Here is a 15,892-nt window from a genome sequence, read left to right on the forward strand (position 1 = left end):
TTTGGAGGATTAGCTCAGTTGGGAGAGCGTCTGCCTTACAAGCAGAGGGTCACAGGTTCGAGCCCTGTATCCTCCATATATGAGCCGTTAGCTCAGTTGGTAGAGCATCTGACTTTTAATCAGAGGGTCGACAGTTCGAGCCTGTCACGGCTCATTCGCCTTCGGGCGGTGAGTAAATTAGATACACAATGATACTGACTATGCCGACTTAGCTCAGTTGGTAGAGCACCTGTCTTGTAAACAGGGGGTCGGAAGTTCGAATCTTCTAGTCGGCATTAATTTTGCGGAAGTAGTTCAGTGGTAGAACATCACCTTGCCATGGTGGGGGTCGCGGGTTCGAATCCCGTCTTCCGCTTAATACCGAGAGGTATTAAGCATCACAATTAGATATTTTGCACCCATAGCGCAATTGGATAGAGTGTCTGACTACGAATCAGAAGGTTGTAGGTTCGACTCCTACTGGGTGCATTTTAACGGGAAGTAGCTCAGCTTGGTAGAGCACCTGGTTTGGGACCAGGGGGTCGCAGGTTCGAATCCTGTCTTCCCGATTAAATAAATATATTTTATTTAACACTTCGCGGTGTAGCTCAGCTGGCTAGAGCGTTCGGTTCATACCCGAGAGGTCGAGGGTTCGATCCCCCCCGCCGCGATTAAGACTTGAACTGGACCTTTAGCTCAGTTGGTTAGAGCAAACGGCTCATAACCGTTCGGTCGTAGGTTCGAGTCCTACAAGGTCCATCACCAGAGGGCACTTGTATGGTGTTTTATTATGGAGGATTACCCAAGTCTGGCTGAAGGGAACGGTCTTGAAAACCGTCAGGTGAGTAAAATCACGCGAGAGTTCGAATCTCTCATCCTCCTTTTACCTTAATATTATCGCGGGATGGAGCAGTCTGGTAGCTCGTCGGGCTCATAACCCGAAGGTCGCAGGTTCAAACCCTGCTCCCGCAATTGGTTCGTTGGTCTAGTTGGTTAGGACGCCTCCCTGTCACGGAGGAGATCACGAGTTCGAGTCTCGTACGGACCGTTACCGTGTTTGGTCGCCCGAATACGGTATCCATAATTTCTAAATGGTTTAATGGCTCGGTAGCTCAGTCGGTAGAGCAATGGATTGAAGCTCCATGTGTCGGCGGTTCGATTCCGTCCCGCGCCATTGATTATATCTCACCATATTGCGGGTATAGTTTAGTGGTAAAACCACAGCCTTCCAAGCTGTTGTCGCGAGTTCGATTCTCGTTACCCGCTTTATATGGGCCTATAGCTCAGCTGGTTTAGAGCGCACGCCTGATAAGCGTGAGGTCGATGGTTCGAGTCCATTTAGGCCCATTATGGAGAAGTACTCAAGTGGCTGAAGAGGTGCCCCTGCTAAGGGTATAGGTCGCGGAAGCGGCGCGAGAGTTCGAATCTCTCCTTCTCCGTTTAGTTATGACCCGTTGGTCAAGTGGTTTAAGACACCGCCCTTTCACGGCGGTAACATGGGTTCGAATCCCGTACGGGTCATTTTCACAATTTAATATTATCGCGGGATGGAGCAGTCTGGTAGCTCGTCGGGCTCATAACCCGAAGGTCGCAGGTTCAAACCCTGCTCCCGCAATTGTTGGTTCGTTGGTCTAGTTGGTTAGGACGCCTCCCTGTCACGGAGGAGATCACGAGTTCGAGTCTCGTACGGACCGTCAGTTAAAGTCTTCCTTGTTGGGGAAGGCTTTTTTGATATCTAGATGACAACTTGACCTGTTAACCCAAAGGGACTCACCAGCGTTGTAGGCATTGGCCTGCGCGTTGGTGAGTCCCTTTGTTCGTATTAGTCGTTAGTAGCGAGGTAGTCCCGCAAGCGTGGGTCATGGGCGTAGATGTAGAGTCCCTGTACGCCACGCTTCATTAAGACGTTGATGGAGTTAAGGACTAATTGCTGCTTAATCAGAGTTAACTCATGAGGGTCCGTTAAGTCTGCTCGGTGTTTAAAGGCTTCCACGTCTGTATACTGGTCCAGGTCGATGACCAAGTGATTGTGGTCGTCCAGCTTGACCGGTGGACCGAGAATCACGCCTACGTAGTTCAGGTCAAAGCCCTGACAGGTATAGATAGAGCCCACTTCATTGATGGTCTGCGGTAACTCCGCCCAGGGCGTACTGGTATAGTTGTACTGGTCCCAGGGGAGGTGAAACTTGCCTTCCGTAATATAATGCTTGCCACCATCTAGAGTTGACGGGTAGCCAGATGTCGAGACGATACGTGAGAGCCCCACGGCTTGGTTTCGCTGGACAATGGCTTGGCGCATCTGCTCGGCGTCCGTGAAGACGCGTAAATCGTAATGTTTGCCGGCGGAAGTGGGTAAGGGTCTTAGCCGCTGATGGGTGAAGTCATTGATCCATGAAATCAGTGCGTCACTTGCCTGCATACGGAATTGGTGCGTTAGGCGGATCGTCTCATGCGGATAAGGGGCCAGGAGAGTTTCTAGGCGGCGTTCCGTCCAGAAACTCTTTAGTCGTAGGACCTGGGTCTCGTCAAAGACTAAAATGATGACCTTGGCCGTAGCCATTAGGGCAGTTAACTGATTGTTGCCGTAAAAATTGTTGTAGTGGTCCGCCTGTGAGAGAAGGAGATGGGCCTCGTCGATGACTAGGACGTCCGCGTGCTTCTTTCCCTGGCTAATCTGATTGATTAACGTCGTGGGTCGTTGGAAGTCCTTTTTGAACAGGTGGGGTTGCTGTCCAGCAATTTCCCGGTAGACTTTGAGAATTTCCGGATGATTGACGAGGAAATAATTTTCGGTGTCAGCCAGTGGGCTGGTTGCGTCGGTCCGGGCGGCTGCTTGAATGGCCGCGAAGAGGTGCGCTAAGACAACACTTTTTCCTGTACCGGCGTCGCCATAGATGGTGAACATAGCTGGACCCTCACCAGTTACGTGCGTCGTGGTGAAGGTGAATACCCGTTCGACCAGCTCGGCCTGTTCGGTGGTGAGGGGCAGCAACGGCGAAATCTTGTCCGTCGCTGCGTTAGATGCTGAGAGGGTCAAATAATCGCTGCCTTTCTGAAACAGAATAGTCCTATTGTAACGCAAAAAATAACGCACCGTCAGACCATGCTAATTGGCCCATGGTGCGTTAGGTTGTTTATCCTGATAATGGCTAATGCTGATCCTTTTCCGCCTTTACTTGTTGATACGATGCGGCGTGGAAATGGTTGGCGCTGGTACTGTACACGTCAAATGGCGCGAAGGCCGGTGAGTGGCGCCAGAGAGAGTAGGCCTGACTGTCGGCCCAAATGGTCAGTAGGACGTACTCGTTGGCACTCTTTTGCTTCGTCAAGACGTAGAATGCTGTCATGCCGCTCGGTAAACCGTTGCTGGCAAAGCGGTTAGCCTTGGCGTTGAAGACCTTGGCAGCATCCGGGTCCAGGGTGAAGTAGTTAAAATTAAAGAACCCTTGCCACTGCTGACTTCCTTGATGGAGCTGAACCTGATAGTCCAGATTGCTCTTAAACACACTAGGTTGGCCGGAGACGTCGACTAGCTGTAAGCCCTCGTCGCCACCGGAATCAGCCATTAAAACCAACTGACGGTCTGGATTTTGCGCAATGATACCATCTAACATATCCCGACTCCCAAAAGTTGCTGATACTTGATGAAGCATGCTCATCCCTCCTGACTGGTTTGTTACCTTTATTATAAGGTTCTTCTGAACAAAAGCGAAACGTTTACACTCTGCGGTCAGCGCGCTAAACTAGAAATAAGTAGCGTTGGTGCAACGCGATGATTCGTATGAGAGGATGATTGGATGAAATTAACAGTTCTAGGGTGTTACGGTGGGTATCCCCACAACGGTGTGGGAACCAGCAGTTATTTACTGACCAGCGGCGAATTTAACTTGTTGTTGGATTGCGGAAGCGGGGCGTTGATTGCCTTGGAGAAGGTCTTGGATCCCTTACAGTTGAACGCCGTGTTATTGACGCATTACCATCACGACCACACGGCTGATGTGGGTGTGTTACAGTACCTCTGGCAGTTGAAGCAGGGTCCCCGGGCCGAACCCGTTTTGCCAATTTATGGGCACACGGCGGATCCGCTGAACTTCGGTAGTCTTACCTGGCCCAATGCCACGGTTGGTCAGGCCTATAACCCGGCTGAAACGCTCCATTTAGGGCCCTTTACGATTGATTTCTTACCCACGCATCATCCAGTACCGGCGTACGCCCCACGCATCACGGAGACAGCTACGGGGGCCACGCTGGCCTTCACGGCGGACACGGCTGCCTTTGACGGACTGGCGGAGTGGGCAACCGGCGTGGATGTTTTATTGGCAGACACCAACTTTTTCGCCGACCATCAGGGAACGGCTTGGCACTTGACGTCCACTCAGGCAGGCGATTTGGCTCGGCAGGCGGTGGTTAAACGACTCTTGTTGACGCATTTGCCACAGACGGGGGATCTCCAGCAATTGGCAGCCGAAGCACAGGCGGCTGCTGGGGGGACCACCAAAGTTAGCGTTGTCTCAGCAGGTTCCATTTATAATATCTAATGATTTTTATTCGATAAAAATAAATAGTCCTCAATTGATTAATCGACACAACTGTGGTATTTGAACACGTATTAGCCATTTAGTAGACAACTAGTATAAAATTGTTAATAAAGTTATTTTCAAAAAGGTCTTTCCTTTTTTGTAAAAGTCTGTATAATGAAGCTATTAAAACTTTTATAGACCGTTAAGGAGGAAAAGATTATGACAGTTACGCTCTACACCTCACCCAGTTGTACCTCTTGTCGCAAAGCCCGTCTTTGGTTTGAAGAACACGGTATCGCGTACCGCGAACAGAATATCTTCTCCGAGCCCTTGACGATTGCACAGATTAAATCAATCTTGCGGTTGACCGAGGATGGCACCGAAGAAATTGTGTCCAAGCGCTCGCGGGTTTACCAGGAATTGACCGTCGATCTGGACGATCTACCTTTACGTGAGCTTTACCAATTGATTCAGGCCCATCCTGGCATTCTGCGGCGGCCAATCATGGTCGATGAGAAACGTCTGCAGGTTGGTTTCAACGAAGAAGAAATTCGCCGGTTTCTGCCAAGACAAGTTCGGGCACTTGAGCTCAAGCGGGCCCAACGACTAGTAAATGGCGTAAATGAAGCTTAATTAGTTGCATCTGACCGGATTTGTGAGAAAATGTTACTTGCAGTCCGGTTTTTTGGTATGATGACTTTACAAGCCGGCAAAAATGACTAGAATTAGAATCAAGGACAATACCCAAACCCACGAGAAAGGGGTGTTATTCATGGAATCGGAACGAATCAATGAGAACACGATTCGGGTGGTTATCGGCAATGATGATCTCAGCGAACGGGGGATCACCGTCCTGGATCTGCTCGGTAATCACAAGCAAATCGAAGGCTTCTTTTACAGCATTTTGGAAGAGGTCGACGTTGATCACCAATTTCAAGACAACGAAGCGGTAACCTTCCAGGTACTACCGAACCGTAATGGTCTGGAGTTGTTTATCAGTAAGAATGTGGACGAAGACGACGCGACCATCGATGATAATCAAGGCGACGCGAGTGTCGATAGTGCTCACCCCGATCAAGTATCGGATCAAATTAAGGAACACCTGTCAGCGACGGACGACCAGAAGGATTTCTTCTCTGGGTTTAAGTCTGCGACTGCCAATGACTCCAATGATATCGAGGACTACTTAAGCGACAAGGGTCAACCAACGGCGACCCGCGTGGTTAAGCTACACTCCTTTGAAGATATGATTAGTCTGGCACGGGTGTTGCATTTAGAAAATGCGGCCACGAACCTTTACCGGTACAGTGGCGACTTCTATTTGGAACTGGTCTTCTTCACGAATGAGACCTCACCAGAGTCCATCAAGGACGAATTGGCCGTGGCGTGCGAGTACGCGGATCGAACCAAGGTCGCTCCTGATGTCTTGGCGGAACATGGTCAATTGATCATGGAAAATTCTGCCTTGGAGCTCACAAGATTTCACTTTTTAACTGATTAAAATTAGGCGAGACACTGGTTAACGGTGTTTCGTCTTTTTATTTGCGTAAAAAATGAGTCTGGGGTTCTGTCCCAGGCTCATTTTGTCTAACAATTTACTTTATGCCGTGACCGCCGCCACAAATTCCTGGTAGGCGGCTTCTTCTCCCGTGGGCGTGAGCGTCACGTTTTGTAAGTTGGCCTGGTGGAGGTCGGCCTCGGCGATGGTGAGGGTGGCCGTGAAGGTGGCGTTGCCAATCAACTGAATCTGGCTGGCTGCTGCCGACTGGGCCAGCGTGACGTGCGTCTTGACCAGACCACCGGGATTGAAGACGGTGATGTCCTGTTGCGCGTCAAATTGGTCGGGGTGGAGCTGGGCAAAGGCCAAACTGGTGGCGGACATGCCCGTACCACAGGCGTTCGTGAAGCCGACGCCACGTTCGTACGTTTGGACGAAGAGGGTATTGGTGCCCCGAATCTCAGCGAAGCTCACGTTGACGCCCTCCGTGAAGTAGGGGTTTGCCGCGTTTAGGCGTTCACCCAGCTTGCCGAGTTGCGCGGCGTCAATGTGGTCCACGAAACTAATCAGGTGTGGGTTTGGCACGGCAATGGCCGTGAACGTTTGGCCGGGGATGAATTCCGGTACGGGTTCATCGACCATGGTGGTTAAGTCCTGATAATGGAACGGTAGGTCGGCCGCCGCCAAGGAAATCGGCGCAATTTGAACGCTGAAGGCCGGGACATTTTCGGCTAGACTGGGCGCTTGGTGGACTGGCAAATTGGCTTCCAGGGTGGCGACCTTGAAGGCTGTCTGACCCGTCTTTTCTGCTAAATACCGGCTTACGGTTCGCAGGCCGTTACCACACATCTTGGCTTCGCTGCCATCAGCATTGATGACGCGCATCTGGCCGGCACAGTCCGGTTCCGGGATGTCGCTGATGACCAGGAGCCCGTCCGCACCGTTGTCGACGCCGGTGACGGGCGAACAGAGGCGAATGGCCAGTTGTGTCAGCTCCGCATCAGTTAGGGGCGTGGTGAGGGTGGTTTGGTCGAGCAAGAAGAATTGATTTTCGGACCCGTGGGCCTTGATTAAAGTTGTCATTGATTTATACCTCACTTTTTACGAAAAAGGTGTCATAGATGTGATGGACCGCGGCGGCCGCGTCCTTGCGCTGGGTGCCGATCATGATGGAGATGCGTGAGGCACCCTGGTTGATCATTTGAATGGCGATGCCGTGCTGGGTCAGAGAATCGATCACCTTGCCCATGGTGTCGACGGTGTGGGCAATCCCCTCGCCGACGACCATGATGATGGCGTAATCGTCGATCCACTCCAAGTAATCGGGTTTTAATGTTTCACGAATATCATGGCAAAGGGCCTTGATGGTCGCCGAATCCAATTTACTTTGGTCGAAGATAATCGTGAGGTCGTCGATTCCGGATGGCATATGTTCATAGGAAATACCATACTGCTGGAAAATTTCGAGCAGCTTCAGGGTGAAGCCGACCTCCTTGTTCAACAGGTAGCGGTGCAGGTACAACGCAGAGAACCGGTCGGAACAGGCAATCCCGGTAATCGGATTAGCGGGATTGAAGAGAAATTGTTCCGGCACAATCAGCGTGCCCGGCGCCGTGGGGTTGTTGGTATTTTTAACATTGACCGGAACCTGGCCCTGGACGGCCGGGATAATGGCCTCATCTTGGAAGACAGAGAAACCGGCGTAGGACAGTTCACGCATTTCCCGGTAGGACATCTTGGAGATGACGGCCGGGTGCGGCACGATATGGTTATCGACGGTGTAGATGGCGTCGACGTCCGTGAAATTTTCATAGAGGTCGGCCTTGAGACCGCGACTCAAAATGGCGCCCGTGATGTCGGAACCGCCACGAGTGAAGGTGTAGATGTCGCCGCTGGGACTGTAGCCGAAGAAACCGGGGAAGACGATGCGGGTGGCACTTAGTGAAAGATGACTTAAATTAAGATAAGTTTCATCTAAAACGTCCGCGTTATTGGGTTCCCCATCGACCAGAAAACCGGCTGCGCGGGGGTCTAAAAATTTGGCGGGGATGCCTTGTTCATTCAACACATCCGCCAGTAAAATGGCGTTGAGCAATTCACCGTGGGCTTTGAAAGCCGCCATCAGGTGGTCATCGTCCGTAAAAGTTGTGGTGGCTAAAGCGCCCAGCTTGTGGGTGATGGTTTGGAGCGTTGCGGCCGGTAGCTCAAAGTGGTCACTGATTTCCCGGTAGCGGGTCGTAATCTGGGCCACCGTGGTTGAAAAGTCCTGTTGGGCCAGGACCTGCTGGGCATATTGAATCAGCAGATCCGTCACTTTGACGTCCGCTTTATCCCGTTTGCCAGGAGCCGAGGTCACGATGACCTGACGCTCTGGGTCCGCGCGAATAATGTTAACGACCTTATCAAATTGTTCGCCGGTGGCCAGTGAACTACCACCAAACTTAACGACTTTCACAAAAATCACCTCAAAGTTAGTTTGAAACTCACATTTATTTTTAATGGCAACTTTAGCAGTTTTCCGGATTAAATCAAGCGAAACTTTCTGAATCCAGTTCGTAAAGTTAGAAAACATTGTGAATTTGTGTCAGAAGGCTTGACGGATTATGAGAATTGCTTTAATCTAATAGCAACATCAAATAAGAGGTTGCAACCAACATCAGTACGCAAGGGAGTCCCTGAATGGACCAGGAACTTGTGGAAAGGGGCGGTTGCCGAAGCGTCAGTCGATTCAGCGGCTGATTAGCTGGGACGTGGTTTGAATAAGACGCGGACTGTCGTAGCAAAAATGTCTGCTACGGGGCGCTTACGACGAATACGATGCAGAATGCAAATTTCTGGGATCTCTTTGTTTGTAAGCAAAGAGATCCTTTTTTTGTCCCGTAACGAAAGGGTGGTTGAGAGATGATTAGTCGTGATTTACAAGCCAATGAACAAGGACATCTGTTGTTAGGTGGGGTGGATGCCACGCAACTCGCACGAGACTTCGGCACGCCACTAGTGGTTTACGATGTCGGCAACATTCGCCAACAGATTCAGGACTTCCGGGAAAGCTTTGACCAGAGCGGGCTTCGTTATCAAATTAGTTATGCCAGCAAGGCCTTCGCGACCGTGGCCATGTATCAGGTCATTAAGGAAGAGGGCCTCCACGCCGATGTTGTCTCCGGCGGCGAGCTGTACACCGCGTTACAAGCCGGCTTCCCGGCCGAACGCCTTAGCTTCCACGGCAATAACAAGTCGGTGGCCGAGCTGACCATGGCAGTGGACCACGGCGTTGGCGTCATCATCCTAGACAACTTCCACGAAATTCAGTTGCTCAAGGAAGTCCTCGCGGTCAAGGGAGCCAGCGTCAACGTGATGTTGCGGCTGACACCGGGCATCTCCGCCCATACCCACCGCTACACGCAAACCGGTCAGGTCGATAGCAAATTTGGCTTCGACGTCGCCTCCGGGCAAGCCACCCGGGCCCTGCAGGAAGTCCTGGCGGTGCCGCAGATGCACCTGATCGGGATTCACGCCCACATCGGTTCACAGATCTTTGGGGTCGCCGGCTTTGAAATGTTGGTCCAAAAGTTGGTCAGCATTGCCGCCGAGTGGCGCGATGATTTCGACTTCGTACCGCAAATCCTGAACCTCGGCGGTGGTTTTGGCATTACCTACACGGCCGCCGACGAAGCCATTGGGCCGGACGTCTTCATTCAACACATTGCGGCCACCCTGAAGGCCAATGCGGCGGAAGCTAACCTGGACCTTCCCGAGATTTGGATCGAACCGGGCCGGTCCATCGTGGGTCCCGCCGGCTACAATCTGTACACGGTCGGGTCACGCAAGGACATTCCCAACCTGACCTCCTATCTGAGTGTTGATGGGGGAATGGGCGATAACATTCGACCGGCGCTGTACCAGGCGCAATACGAGGCGGTGGTGGCCAACAAGCTCAACGCCCCGCAACAGGAAACCGTCCATCTGGCCGGAAAGTATTGTGAGTCCGGCGACATTCTGGTTGACCAAGCCAAGCTGCCCCGCACGGAACCCGGCGATTTGATTGCCATGCTGGATACCGGCGCTTACGGCTACTCGATGGCGTCCAACTATAACCGCAACCCGCGGCCCGCGGTCGTCTTCGTTGAAAATGGCCAGGCCAAGGTCGTGGTTCGCCGCGAGACTTACGCGGATCTGACACGATTAGATGAAAGTTATTTATAAAACGGACATGCGGATGAGAACGGCTGAATTTTAAAAATGAGAGAATCGGCCAGCGCAAACTCGGCTGGCACCGGGTGCTTATTATATAGGAGGAAAATTGATGAAAAAGATGACTGCTGAAGAAATTATCACCTACATTGGCACCGCCGAAAAGGTAACGCCCGTGAAAGCTTACGTGCAAGAAAATATTCCAGCCGATAAGGTTCCTGACAGCGTGCAACGCTTTGCCGCTCCCGAGTTTACCCTGTTAATTGGGGATTATCGTGACGTGGCGCCACTCTTGGTTGGCCGGTCGGAAGAAACGTACCACCTCGAGGTGACCGCCCGTAACTCGGCCGTGCCATTACTGGATACGGCCACGACCAACGCCCGCATTGAGCCGGGGGCGATCATCCGTGATCAGGTCACGATTGGTGATCACGCGGTCGTCATGATGGGGGCCATCATCAATATCGGTGCAGAGATTGGGGCCGGCACCATGATCGACATGGGCGCCGTGCTTGGCGGCCGCGCCACGGTAGGAACCAACGCCCACATCGGAGCGAATGCCGTACTAGCCGGCGTGGTGGAACCCGCGTCCGCGACGCCCGTCCGCATCGGAAACAACGTCACGGTCGGCGCTAACGCGGTCGTTTTAGAAGGCGTGCAGGTCGGTGACAATGCCGTGGTCGGCGCCGGTGCCGTGGTCACCAAGGACGTTGCGCCGAATGCCGTGGTCGCTGGTGTACCGGCGCGCGTGATCAAAATCAAAGACCAACAGACGACCGACAAGACCCATATCGAAGAAACCTTGAGGGAGTTGTAAATCATGCTAACGGAAGCGGAACTCATTCAGATTCGTCGCCACCTTCACCAGATACCGGAGCTGGCGCTTCACGAAACGGCCACGCACGCCTATTTGAAAGCGGTGGTCGAGCAGCTGCCAGCGACTTGGTTGACGGTGCGCGAACCCAGCGAGCTCCCAACGGCCTTGCTGGTCAAGGTCGCGGGAAGTCAGCCGCAACGCACGATTGGCTACCGAGCCGACATCGATGCCTTGCCCGTCGACGAGACGGCCAGTTGTCCGTTTCATTCGACCCATTCGGGCGTGATGCACGCCTGTGGTCACGACATTCATATGACCGTGGCACTGGGCCTCCTCAGCTACTTTGCCGAGAATCAACCGCAAGATAACCTGATTTTCTTCTTCCAACCCGCCGAAGAGAGCGAGAGTGGTGGGAAGCAGGCGTATGACCTGGGGCTGTTCACCGGGGCGTGGCACATCGATGAATTCTACGGCTTACATGACAACGCCGACCTGCCCACCGGCACGATTGGCTGTCGCCTCGGCACGTTATTTGCCGGGACCAGCGAGGTCAACGTGACGATTCATGGCACCAGCGGCCACGCGGCCTTTCCCCACCGGGCCAACGATGCGGTCGTGATTGCAGCCAGCTTCATTACCCAGATTCAAACGATCGTTGCCCGTAACATTGATCCCACCGCATGTGGCGTGGTGACCTTTGGCAAAATGACCGCGGGGTCGATTCGCAACGTGATTGCGGGAGAGGCGCGGCTGGAAGGCACGATTCGTGGGCTGACCCAGGACATGATCCTCTTTATTCGGCAGCGCGTGAGTGAGATTGCTGCCGGCGTTGCCCAGACCTACAATGCGCAGATCGACGTGGCGTTTAATCAGGGCGGCTACTACCCCGTGGAAAATGACCCGCAATTAACGGCCAACTTCATCCAGTACATGCAACGGGCCGCCGACGTGGACTTTCAGGAGACCCCGCCAGCCATGACCGGCGAGGACTTTGGCTACTTGTTGAATCAGATTCCCGGCACCATGTTCTGGTTGGGGGTCGACAGTCCGGGCGCGCTTCACGCCGCTAATTTTAATCCCCACGAGGGCGCCATCATCAAGGGCGTGACCGCCATGCGGGGCTTCTTAACTGACAGAATGGCTCATTGAAGGAGAGATTGAGAATGTTTGAAAATGCAGATTTACTCACGGCAATCATCACGCCGTTTACCGCCGATGGGAGCGCCATTAACTACGTTGCTTTGGAGAAATTGACCAATCACCTGCTGGCGACTGGGACCAAGGGCTTCGTCATTGGCGGGACCACTGGGGAAACGCCTACGCTGAGCGAAGCGGAAAAATTAGAGCTCTATACGCGCTTTGGCAAGATGGTCGGTGGCCGGGTGCCCGTTATCGCTGGTGCCGGCAGTAACAACACGCAAGAGACCGTCGACTTCGTCCAGAAGCTGGGTCAGGTGCCCGGCATCGACATGGCGCTGGTCGTGGTGCCATACTACAACAAGCCGAACCAGCGGGGGATGCGCGCGCATTTTCAAACGGTAGCCGACGCGTCGCCACTTCCCGTAATGATCTACAACATTCCGGGCCGAACCGGGGTCTTGATGACCAAGGAAACCGTCGTCGACTTGGCCCAGTACCCCAACATTGGCGGCGTCAAGCAGTGCAATACGATGGCTGATTTCGAGTACATCGTCGAACACACACCGGCAGACTTCCTGGTCTATAGCGGCGAGGATGCCCAGGCCTTATTTGCCACGGCGGTCGGGGGCAACGGGGTGATCTCCGTGGCGTCCCACGTCTACGGCGACCAGATTCGCGAAATGTTAGACGACCTGGCAGCCGGCAACGTCCAGGCCGCCGGGGCCTTACAACGGCAGTTGACGCCCAAGATGGCGGCCCTGTTCATGTACCCGTCACCGTCACCGGTCAAGGCCGTATTAAACGACCAGGGTTACGAGGTCGGAACGTGTCGGTTACCAATTCTGCCACTCAACGCTGAGGAAAAGTCGGCGCTCTATGCAGCCCTCGGCACCAAGGAGGCCCAAGCGTGATTTCAGTAATTGTTGCCGGATTCAACGGCTCGATGGGACAAAAGACCCTCGCCATGATTGCGCAGGCGGCCGATTTAAACCTCGTGGGCGTGTACAACCCCCACGTGACCGACCTGACGCCCGCAACGTATCGGTTAGCTCCAACGGTGGTGGTCGCCAACGACCTCGCCCAGTTACCAGCGGCTGACATTTGGATCGACTTTAGCCTGCCAAGTGGCGTCTACGCCAATGCTAAATTTGCGATTGATCACGGCATCCGACCAGTGATTGGGACCAGCGGCATGACCGAGGACCAGCAGGTAGCGCTCCAACGGGCGGCCGATACGAAGGGCTTAGGGGGCATCATTGCCGCCAACTTCGGGGTCTCCGCCGTTCTGATGATGAAATTTGCTAAGGAGGCCGCGGCCTATTTTGACCACGCTGAAATCATGGAATACCACCATGCGGATAAGCTGGACGCACCGTCCGGGACCGCGCGCAACACGGCCAAACTGATCTACGAACAACAGGGGCATGATGAAGCGACCAATCCGCAGGAACAGGACCCCATGGGTGCGCGCGGTGGCGATTACCACGGGATTAAGATCCACGCCGTGCGGCTGCCGGGCTTTATCGCAGACGAGGAGGTTATCTTTGGTGGGGCCGGTGAGACCTTGACCATCAAGCAGAGCACGACGGACCGGGCATCGTTTATGACCGGCGTGCGCATCGCTATCGACGCGGTCATGCACCGTCAGAACCTGGTCATCGGCCTGGAAAATATTCTTTAAACTTGTCGTTGATGGTGCCTCCGGGCTGGTGAAAACTGGGCCGGGACGCTGTGGGCGCACGTCTGAAGCCGAAGGGCGGTCTCCAGACTTACTTTGAGCCTCTGGGAAGCGAGTCTCAAAGATAGCAGTTGTCTAAGCGGTAAACCGCTAAGACAACTCCCACGGCTGAGCCCATTTTCACCGGCCCTGCGGCTGACACTGGTTTAAAGCAGATTTGCCGGTGACCATGACGCGGGTTATGGGCGGGTCTCAGCGTCTCCAGACTGGTGAAGCTGGGGTCGTGAAGCGGTGGCTGGCCGTTCCCTGCTGTGGGGCCAGTTTCCGCCTGAGGACCGGGCCCCCACCTCAACTTTGAGCCAAAGATCAATTTCAAAGGTTGTCCCATGGGCTAAGTAGCGAAAGTCGTGCTACTAAGGCCATCGACACAGCTGGTCACTAGTATCCACCAACGTGGCCCATTTTCACCGGCCCTGCGGCTGACGCTGGTTTAAAACAGATTTGCCGGTGACCGTGTCGTGGGTTCTGGAGGGGGACTACGTCAATTGTGTTTGGGGTTGTTGTCGGATGACGCCCTGCAATCGGTGGACGTGTTTATGACCATCAGAAATACTGTAGAGATAAGGAAAAGTGTGTCAGCCATAACCCGTCAATCGCAGCCACCACAGGAAATTGAGCGACTACACCAGTATGGTTGCCACGCACAAATGTGAGTGACCAGAGGTGGGCCAAGATGCCCGAGCTGGAAGACCGATTCTCAGGCTGGAAGCGTTCCCCACAGCAGGGCGTCTTGAGCCCACCGCCGGGAACGGCCAGTAAAACAATTTTAAACATAAAGGTTAGGAGAGGTGACCAATTTGCCGCTACTGGATTCGAAACTAAAATCAATTGTTAACCAAACACTTGCGCCAATGGGCGTTTCTCAGATTCGGTTCTTTGCGCAGAAATTTGCGCAGATTCCGGGAATTATTAAGCTGACACTGGGGGAACCCGACTTCAACGTGCCCGAACACGTGAAGGCAGCCGCCATTCAGAGCATTCGGGAGAATCAATCCCATTACTCCGATCAGCGGGGCATCATGGAACTGCGGGTGGCCATCAGCGACTACCTGCAACAACGGTTTCACGTTAGCTACGACGCAGCGTCTGAAATCGTGGTGACCGTGGGGGCGACCGAGGCCATTTTCGCGGCACTGGGTAGTTTAATCAACCCCGGGGACAAAATTCTGGTGGCCACCCCGACCTTTGCCCTGTATTGGCCGGTCATTGAAATTTTCGGTGGCATTCCCGTTCAGGTGGATACCACGGCCGATGGGTTCCGATTGACCGGCAAACATTTGCAGGCCGTTCTCGACCGGGAAGGTGCCGCTAACGTGAAGGCGTTGGTCCTGAACTTTCCTGGCAACCCCACCGGATTCGAGTACAGCCGCGATCAGCTGCAAGAGTTGGCGGACGTCATCAAACAAAACGCCATGTATGTCTTAACCGATGAAATTTATGCGGAATTAACCTATGGTCAGCCGCATACCTCAATGGCCGAGTTGTTGCCGGAACAAACAATTCTGATCAATGGGCTATCCAAGTCCCATGCGATGACCGGCTATCGAATCGGCTACTTTGTCGGGCCCAAGGACTTTGTGGTGAACGCCAGCAAGCTACATGGTTTTGCGGTCACTAGTCCGTCGAATCCAGCCCAGTATGCGGCGTTGGAGGCGTTGACCAACGGCGTCGATGATGCCAAGGACATGCGGCAGGTGTACCAACAACGGCGTGACTACATCGTGCCCAAGTTAAATGCTCTGGGATACGAAACGGCATTGCCGGCCGGTGCGTTTTACGCGTTTGCTAAGATTCCGGCTAGTTTCGGGTTGAGTTCTGTGGCGTTTGCGACGAGACTGGCCGAAGAAGCCAAGGTAGGCGTGACCCCCGGCAGTGCGTTTGGTGCTGGTGGTGAGGGCTACGTGCGCCTGTCCTACGCGTCATCGATGGCGGATCTACAAGAAGCCATGGCGCGGTTGACGGTATTTACGGAAAAGATGCAAACTGAATTAAAAATTAAGGGATGAACG

At 53.6% G+C, this 15,892-nt stretch carries 13 protein-coding genes, 18 tRNA genes and 1 riboswitch; of the genes, 27 read left to right on the forward strand and 4 right to left on the reverse strand.

The window, feature by feature from the left end; all coding sequences use genetic code 11:
• Positions 1 to 3: 3 nt before the first annotated feature.
• The 18 genes from EKM84_RS10830 to EKM84_RS10915 all read left to right on the forward strand — a co-directional run bounded on the left by EKM84_RS10830 (position 4) and on the right by EKM84_RS10915 (position 1,673).
• A tRNA-Val gene (locus EKM84_RS10830) sits at positions 4 to 76 on the forward strand.
• A 5-nt stretch (positions 77 to 81) separates the two neighbouring features.
• A tRNA-Lys gene (locus EKM84_RS10835) sits at positions 82 to 154 on the forward strand.
• Positions 155 to 202: 48 nt separating this feature from the next.
• Positions 203 to 275: transfer RNA gene (locus EKM84_RS10840), tRNA-Thr, on the forward strand.
• 8 nt (positions 276 to 283) lie between these two features.
• Positions 284 to 355 (forward strand) — tRNA-Gly (locus EKM84_RS10845).
• Positions 356 to 394: 39 nt separating this feature from the next.
• A tRNA-Arg gene (locus EKM84_RS10850) sits at positions 395 to 468 on the forward strand.
• Positions 469 to 474: 6 nt separating this feature from the next.
• Positions 475 to 548: transfer RNA gene (locus EKM84_RS10855), tRNA-Pro, on the forward strand.
• Positions 549 to 576: 28 nt separating this feature from the next.
• Positions 577 to 650: transfer RNA gene (locus EKM84_RS10860), tRNA-Met, on the forward strand.
• A gap of 14 nt (positions 651 to 664) precedes the next feature.
• Positions 665 to 738 (forward strand) — tRNA-Ile (locus EKM84_RS10865).
• A 33-nt stretch (positions 739 to 771) separates the two neighbouring features.
• Positions 772 to 861 (forward strand) — tRNA-Ser (locus EKM84_RS10870).
• A gap of 16 nt (positions 862 to 877) precedes the next feature.
• Positions 878 to 951 (forward strand) — tRNA-Met (locus EKM84_RS10875).
• 2 nt (positions 952 to 953) lie between these two features.
• Positions 954 to 1,027, forward strand: a tRNA-Asp gene (locus EKM84_RS10880).
• 53 nt (positions 1,028 to 1,080) lie between these two features.
• Positions 1,081 to 1,153: transfer RNA gene (locus EKM84_RS10885), tRNA-Phe, on the forward strand.
• Between the two features lie 21 nt (positions 1,154 to 1,174).
• Positions 1,175 to 1,245: transfer RNA gene (locus EKM84_RS10890), tRNA-Gly, on the forward strand.
• A 6-nt stretch (positions 1,246 to 1,251) separates the two neighbouring features.
• A tRNA-Ile gene (locus EKM84_RS10895) sits at positions 1,252 to 1,326 on the forward strand.
• A 4-nt stretch (positions 1,327 to 1,330) separates the two neighbouring features.
• Positions 1,331 to 1,418: transfer RNA gene (locus EKM84_RS10900), tRNA-Ser, on the forward strand.
• Positions 1,419 to 1,427: 9 nt separating this feature from the next.
• A tRNA-Glu gene (locus tag EKM84_RS10905) sits at positions 1,428 to 1,500 on the forward strand.
• Between the two features lie 20 nt (positions 1,501 to 1,520).
• A tRNA-Met gene (locus tag EKM84_RS10910) sits at positions 1,521 to 1,594 on the forward strand.
• A 5-nt stretch (positions 1,595 to 1,599) separates the two neighbouring features.
• A tRNA-Asp gene (locus EKM84_RS10915) sits at positions 1,600 to 1,673 on the forward strand.
• A gap of 128 nt (positions 1,674 to 1,801) precedes the next feature.
• Here the strand turns inward: EKM84_RS10915 and EKM84_RS10920 are convergent.
• Positions 1,802 to 3,016 carry a DUF2075 domain-containing protein gene (locus tag EKM84_RS10920; RefSeq protein WP_125765784.1) on the reverse strand — a complete coding sequence of 405 codons (1,215 nt, stop codon included), beginning with the start codon at positions 3,014 to 3,016 and terminating at the stop codon, positions 1,802 to 1,804.
• Positions 3,017 to 3,128: 112 nt separating this feature from the next.
• On the reverse strand, positions 3,129 to 3,632 hold the full coding sequence (locus tag EKM84_RS10925) for an antibiotic biosynthesis monooxygenase (protein ID WP_125765785.1): 504 nt from the start codon (positions 3,630 to 3,632) through the stop codon (positions 3,129 to 3,131).
• Between the two features lie 144 nt (positions 3,633 to 3,776).
• On the opposite strand from EKM84_RS10925, the gene EKM84_RS10930 reads away from it, so the two are divergent.
• The 3 genes from EKM84_RS10930 to EKM84_RS10940 all read left to right on the forward strand — a co-directional run bounded on the left by EKM84_RS10930 (position 3,777) and on the right by EKM84_RS10940 (position 6,000).
• Positions 3,777 to 4,517, forward strand: a complete 741-nt coding sequence (locus tag EKM84_RS10930) for an MBL fold metallo-hydrolase (RefSeq protein WP_125765786.1) — start codon at positions 3,777 to 3,779, stop codon at positions 4,515 to 4,517.
• A gap of 201 nt (positions 4,518 to 4,718) precedes the next feature.
• The gene (spxA, locus tag EKM84_RS10935; protein ID WP_125765787.1) at positions 4,719 to 5,132 is read left to right on the forward strand and encodes a transcriptional regulator SpxA; all 414 of its coding nucleotides are present in this window, start codon (positions 4,719 to 4,721) and stop codon (positions 5,130 to 5,132) included.
• A 139-nt stretch (positions 5,133 to 5,271) separates the two neighbouring features.
• Positions 5,272 to 6,000, forward strand: coding sequence for an adaptor protein MecA (locus tag EKM84_RS10940; protein WP_125765788.1), 729 nt, complete (start codon positions 5,272 to 5,274; stop codon positions 5,998 to 6,000).
• 99 nt (positions 6,001 to 6,099) lie between these two features.
• Here EKM84_RS10940 and dapF read toward each other — a convergent pair whose 3' ends face one another.
• On the reverse strand, positions 6,100 to 7,080 hold the full coding sequence (gene dapF / locus EKM84_RS10945) for a diaminopimelate epimerase (RefSeq protein WP_125765789.1): 981 nt from the start codon (positions 7,078 to 7,080) through the stop codon (positions 6,100 to 6,102).
• 4 nt (positions 7,081 to 7,084) lie between these two features.
• Positions 7,085 to 8,452: an aspartate kinase gene (locus EKM84_RS10950; protein WP_125765790.1), complete on the reverse strand. Its 1,368-nt coding sequence runs from the start codon at positions 8,450 to 8,452 to the stop codon at positions 7,085 to 7,087.
• 175 nt (positions 8,453 to 8,627) lie between these two features.
• A riboswitch (Lysine riboswitch) is annotated at positions 8,628 to 8,810 on the forward strand.
• Between the two features lie 88 nt (positions 8,811 to 8,898).
• On the opposite strand from EKM84_RS10950, the gene lysA reads away from it, so the two are divergent.
• The 6 genes from lysA (at position 8,899) to EKM84_RS10980 (ending at position 15,889) form a co-directional block, all read left to right on the forward strand.
• On the forward strand, positions 8,899 to 10,200 hold the full coding sequence (lysA, locus tag EKM84_RS10955; protein WP_125765791.1) for a diaminopimelate decarboxylase: 1,302 nt from the start codon (positions 8,899 to 8,901) through the stop codon (positions 10,198 to 10,200).
• A 100-nt stretch (positions 10,201 to 10,300) separates the two neighbouring features.
• The gene (gene dapD, locus EKM84_RS10960; protein WP_125765792.1) at positions 10,301 to 11,005 is read left to right on the forward strand and encodes a 2,3,4,5-tetrahydropyridine-2,6-dicarboxylate N-acetyltransferase; all 705 of its coding nucleotides are present in this window, start codon (positions 10,301 to 10,303) and stop codon (positions 11,003 to 11,005) included.
• Positions 11,006 to 11,008: 3 nt separating this feature from the next.
• Entirely contained in the window at positions 11,009 to 12,154 is a 1,146-nt protein-coding gene (locus EKM84_RS10965; protein ID WP_125765793.1) for an N-acetyldiaminopimelate deacetylase, read from the forward strand.
• 14 nt (positions 12,155 to 12,168) lie between these two features.
• Positions 12,169 to 13,056: a 4-hydroxy-tetrahydrodipicolinate synthase gene (dapA, locus tag EKM84_RS10970; protein ID WP_125765794.1), complete on the forward strand. Its 888-nt coding sequence runs from the start codon at positions 12,169 to 12,171 to the stop codon at positions 13,054 to 13,056.
• Positions 13,053 to 13,826 carry a 4-hydroxy-tetrahydrodipicolinate reductase gene (gene dapB, locus EKM84_RS10975; RefSeq protein ID WP_125765795.1) on the forward strand — a complete coding sequence of 258 codons (774 nt, stop codon included), beginning with the start codon at positions 13,053 to 13,055 and terminating at the stop codon, positions 13,824 to 13,826. The genes dapA and dapB overlap by 4 nt, the downstream gene beginning before the upstream one ends.
• Before the next feature lie 854 nt (positions 13,827 to 14,680).
• Positions 14,681 to 15,889, forward strand: a complete 1,209-nt coding sequence (locus EKM84_RS10980) for an aminotransferase class I/II-fold pyridoxal phosphate-dependent enzyme (RefSeq protein ID WP_125765796.1) — start codon at positions 14,681 to 14,683, stop codon at positions 15,887 to 15,889.
• The last annotated feature ends 3 nt before the right edge of the window (positions 15,890 to 15,892 follow it).

Origin of the sequence: Levilactobacillus mulengensis (genome assembly GCF_003946045.1) — a bacterium.
GTDB lineage: Bacteria > Bacillota > Bacilli > Lactobacillales > Lactobacillaceae > Levilactobacillus > Levilactobacillus mulengensis.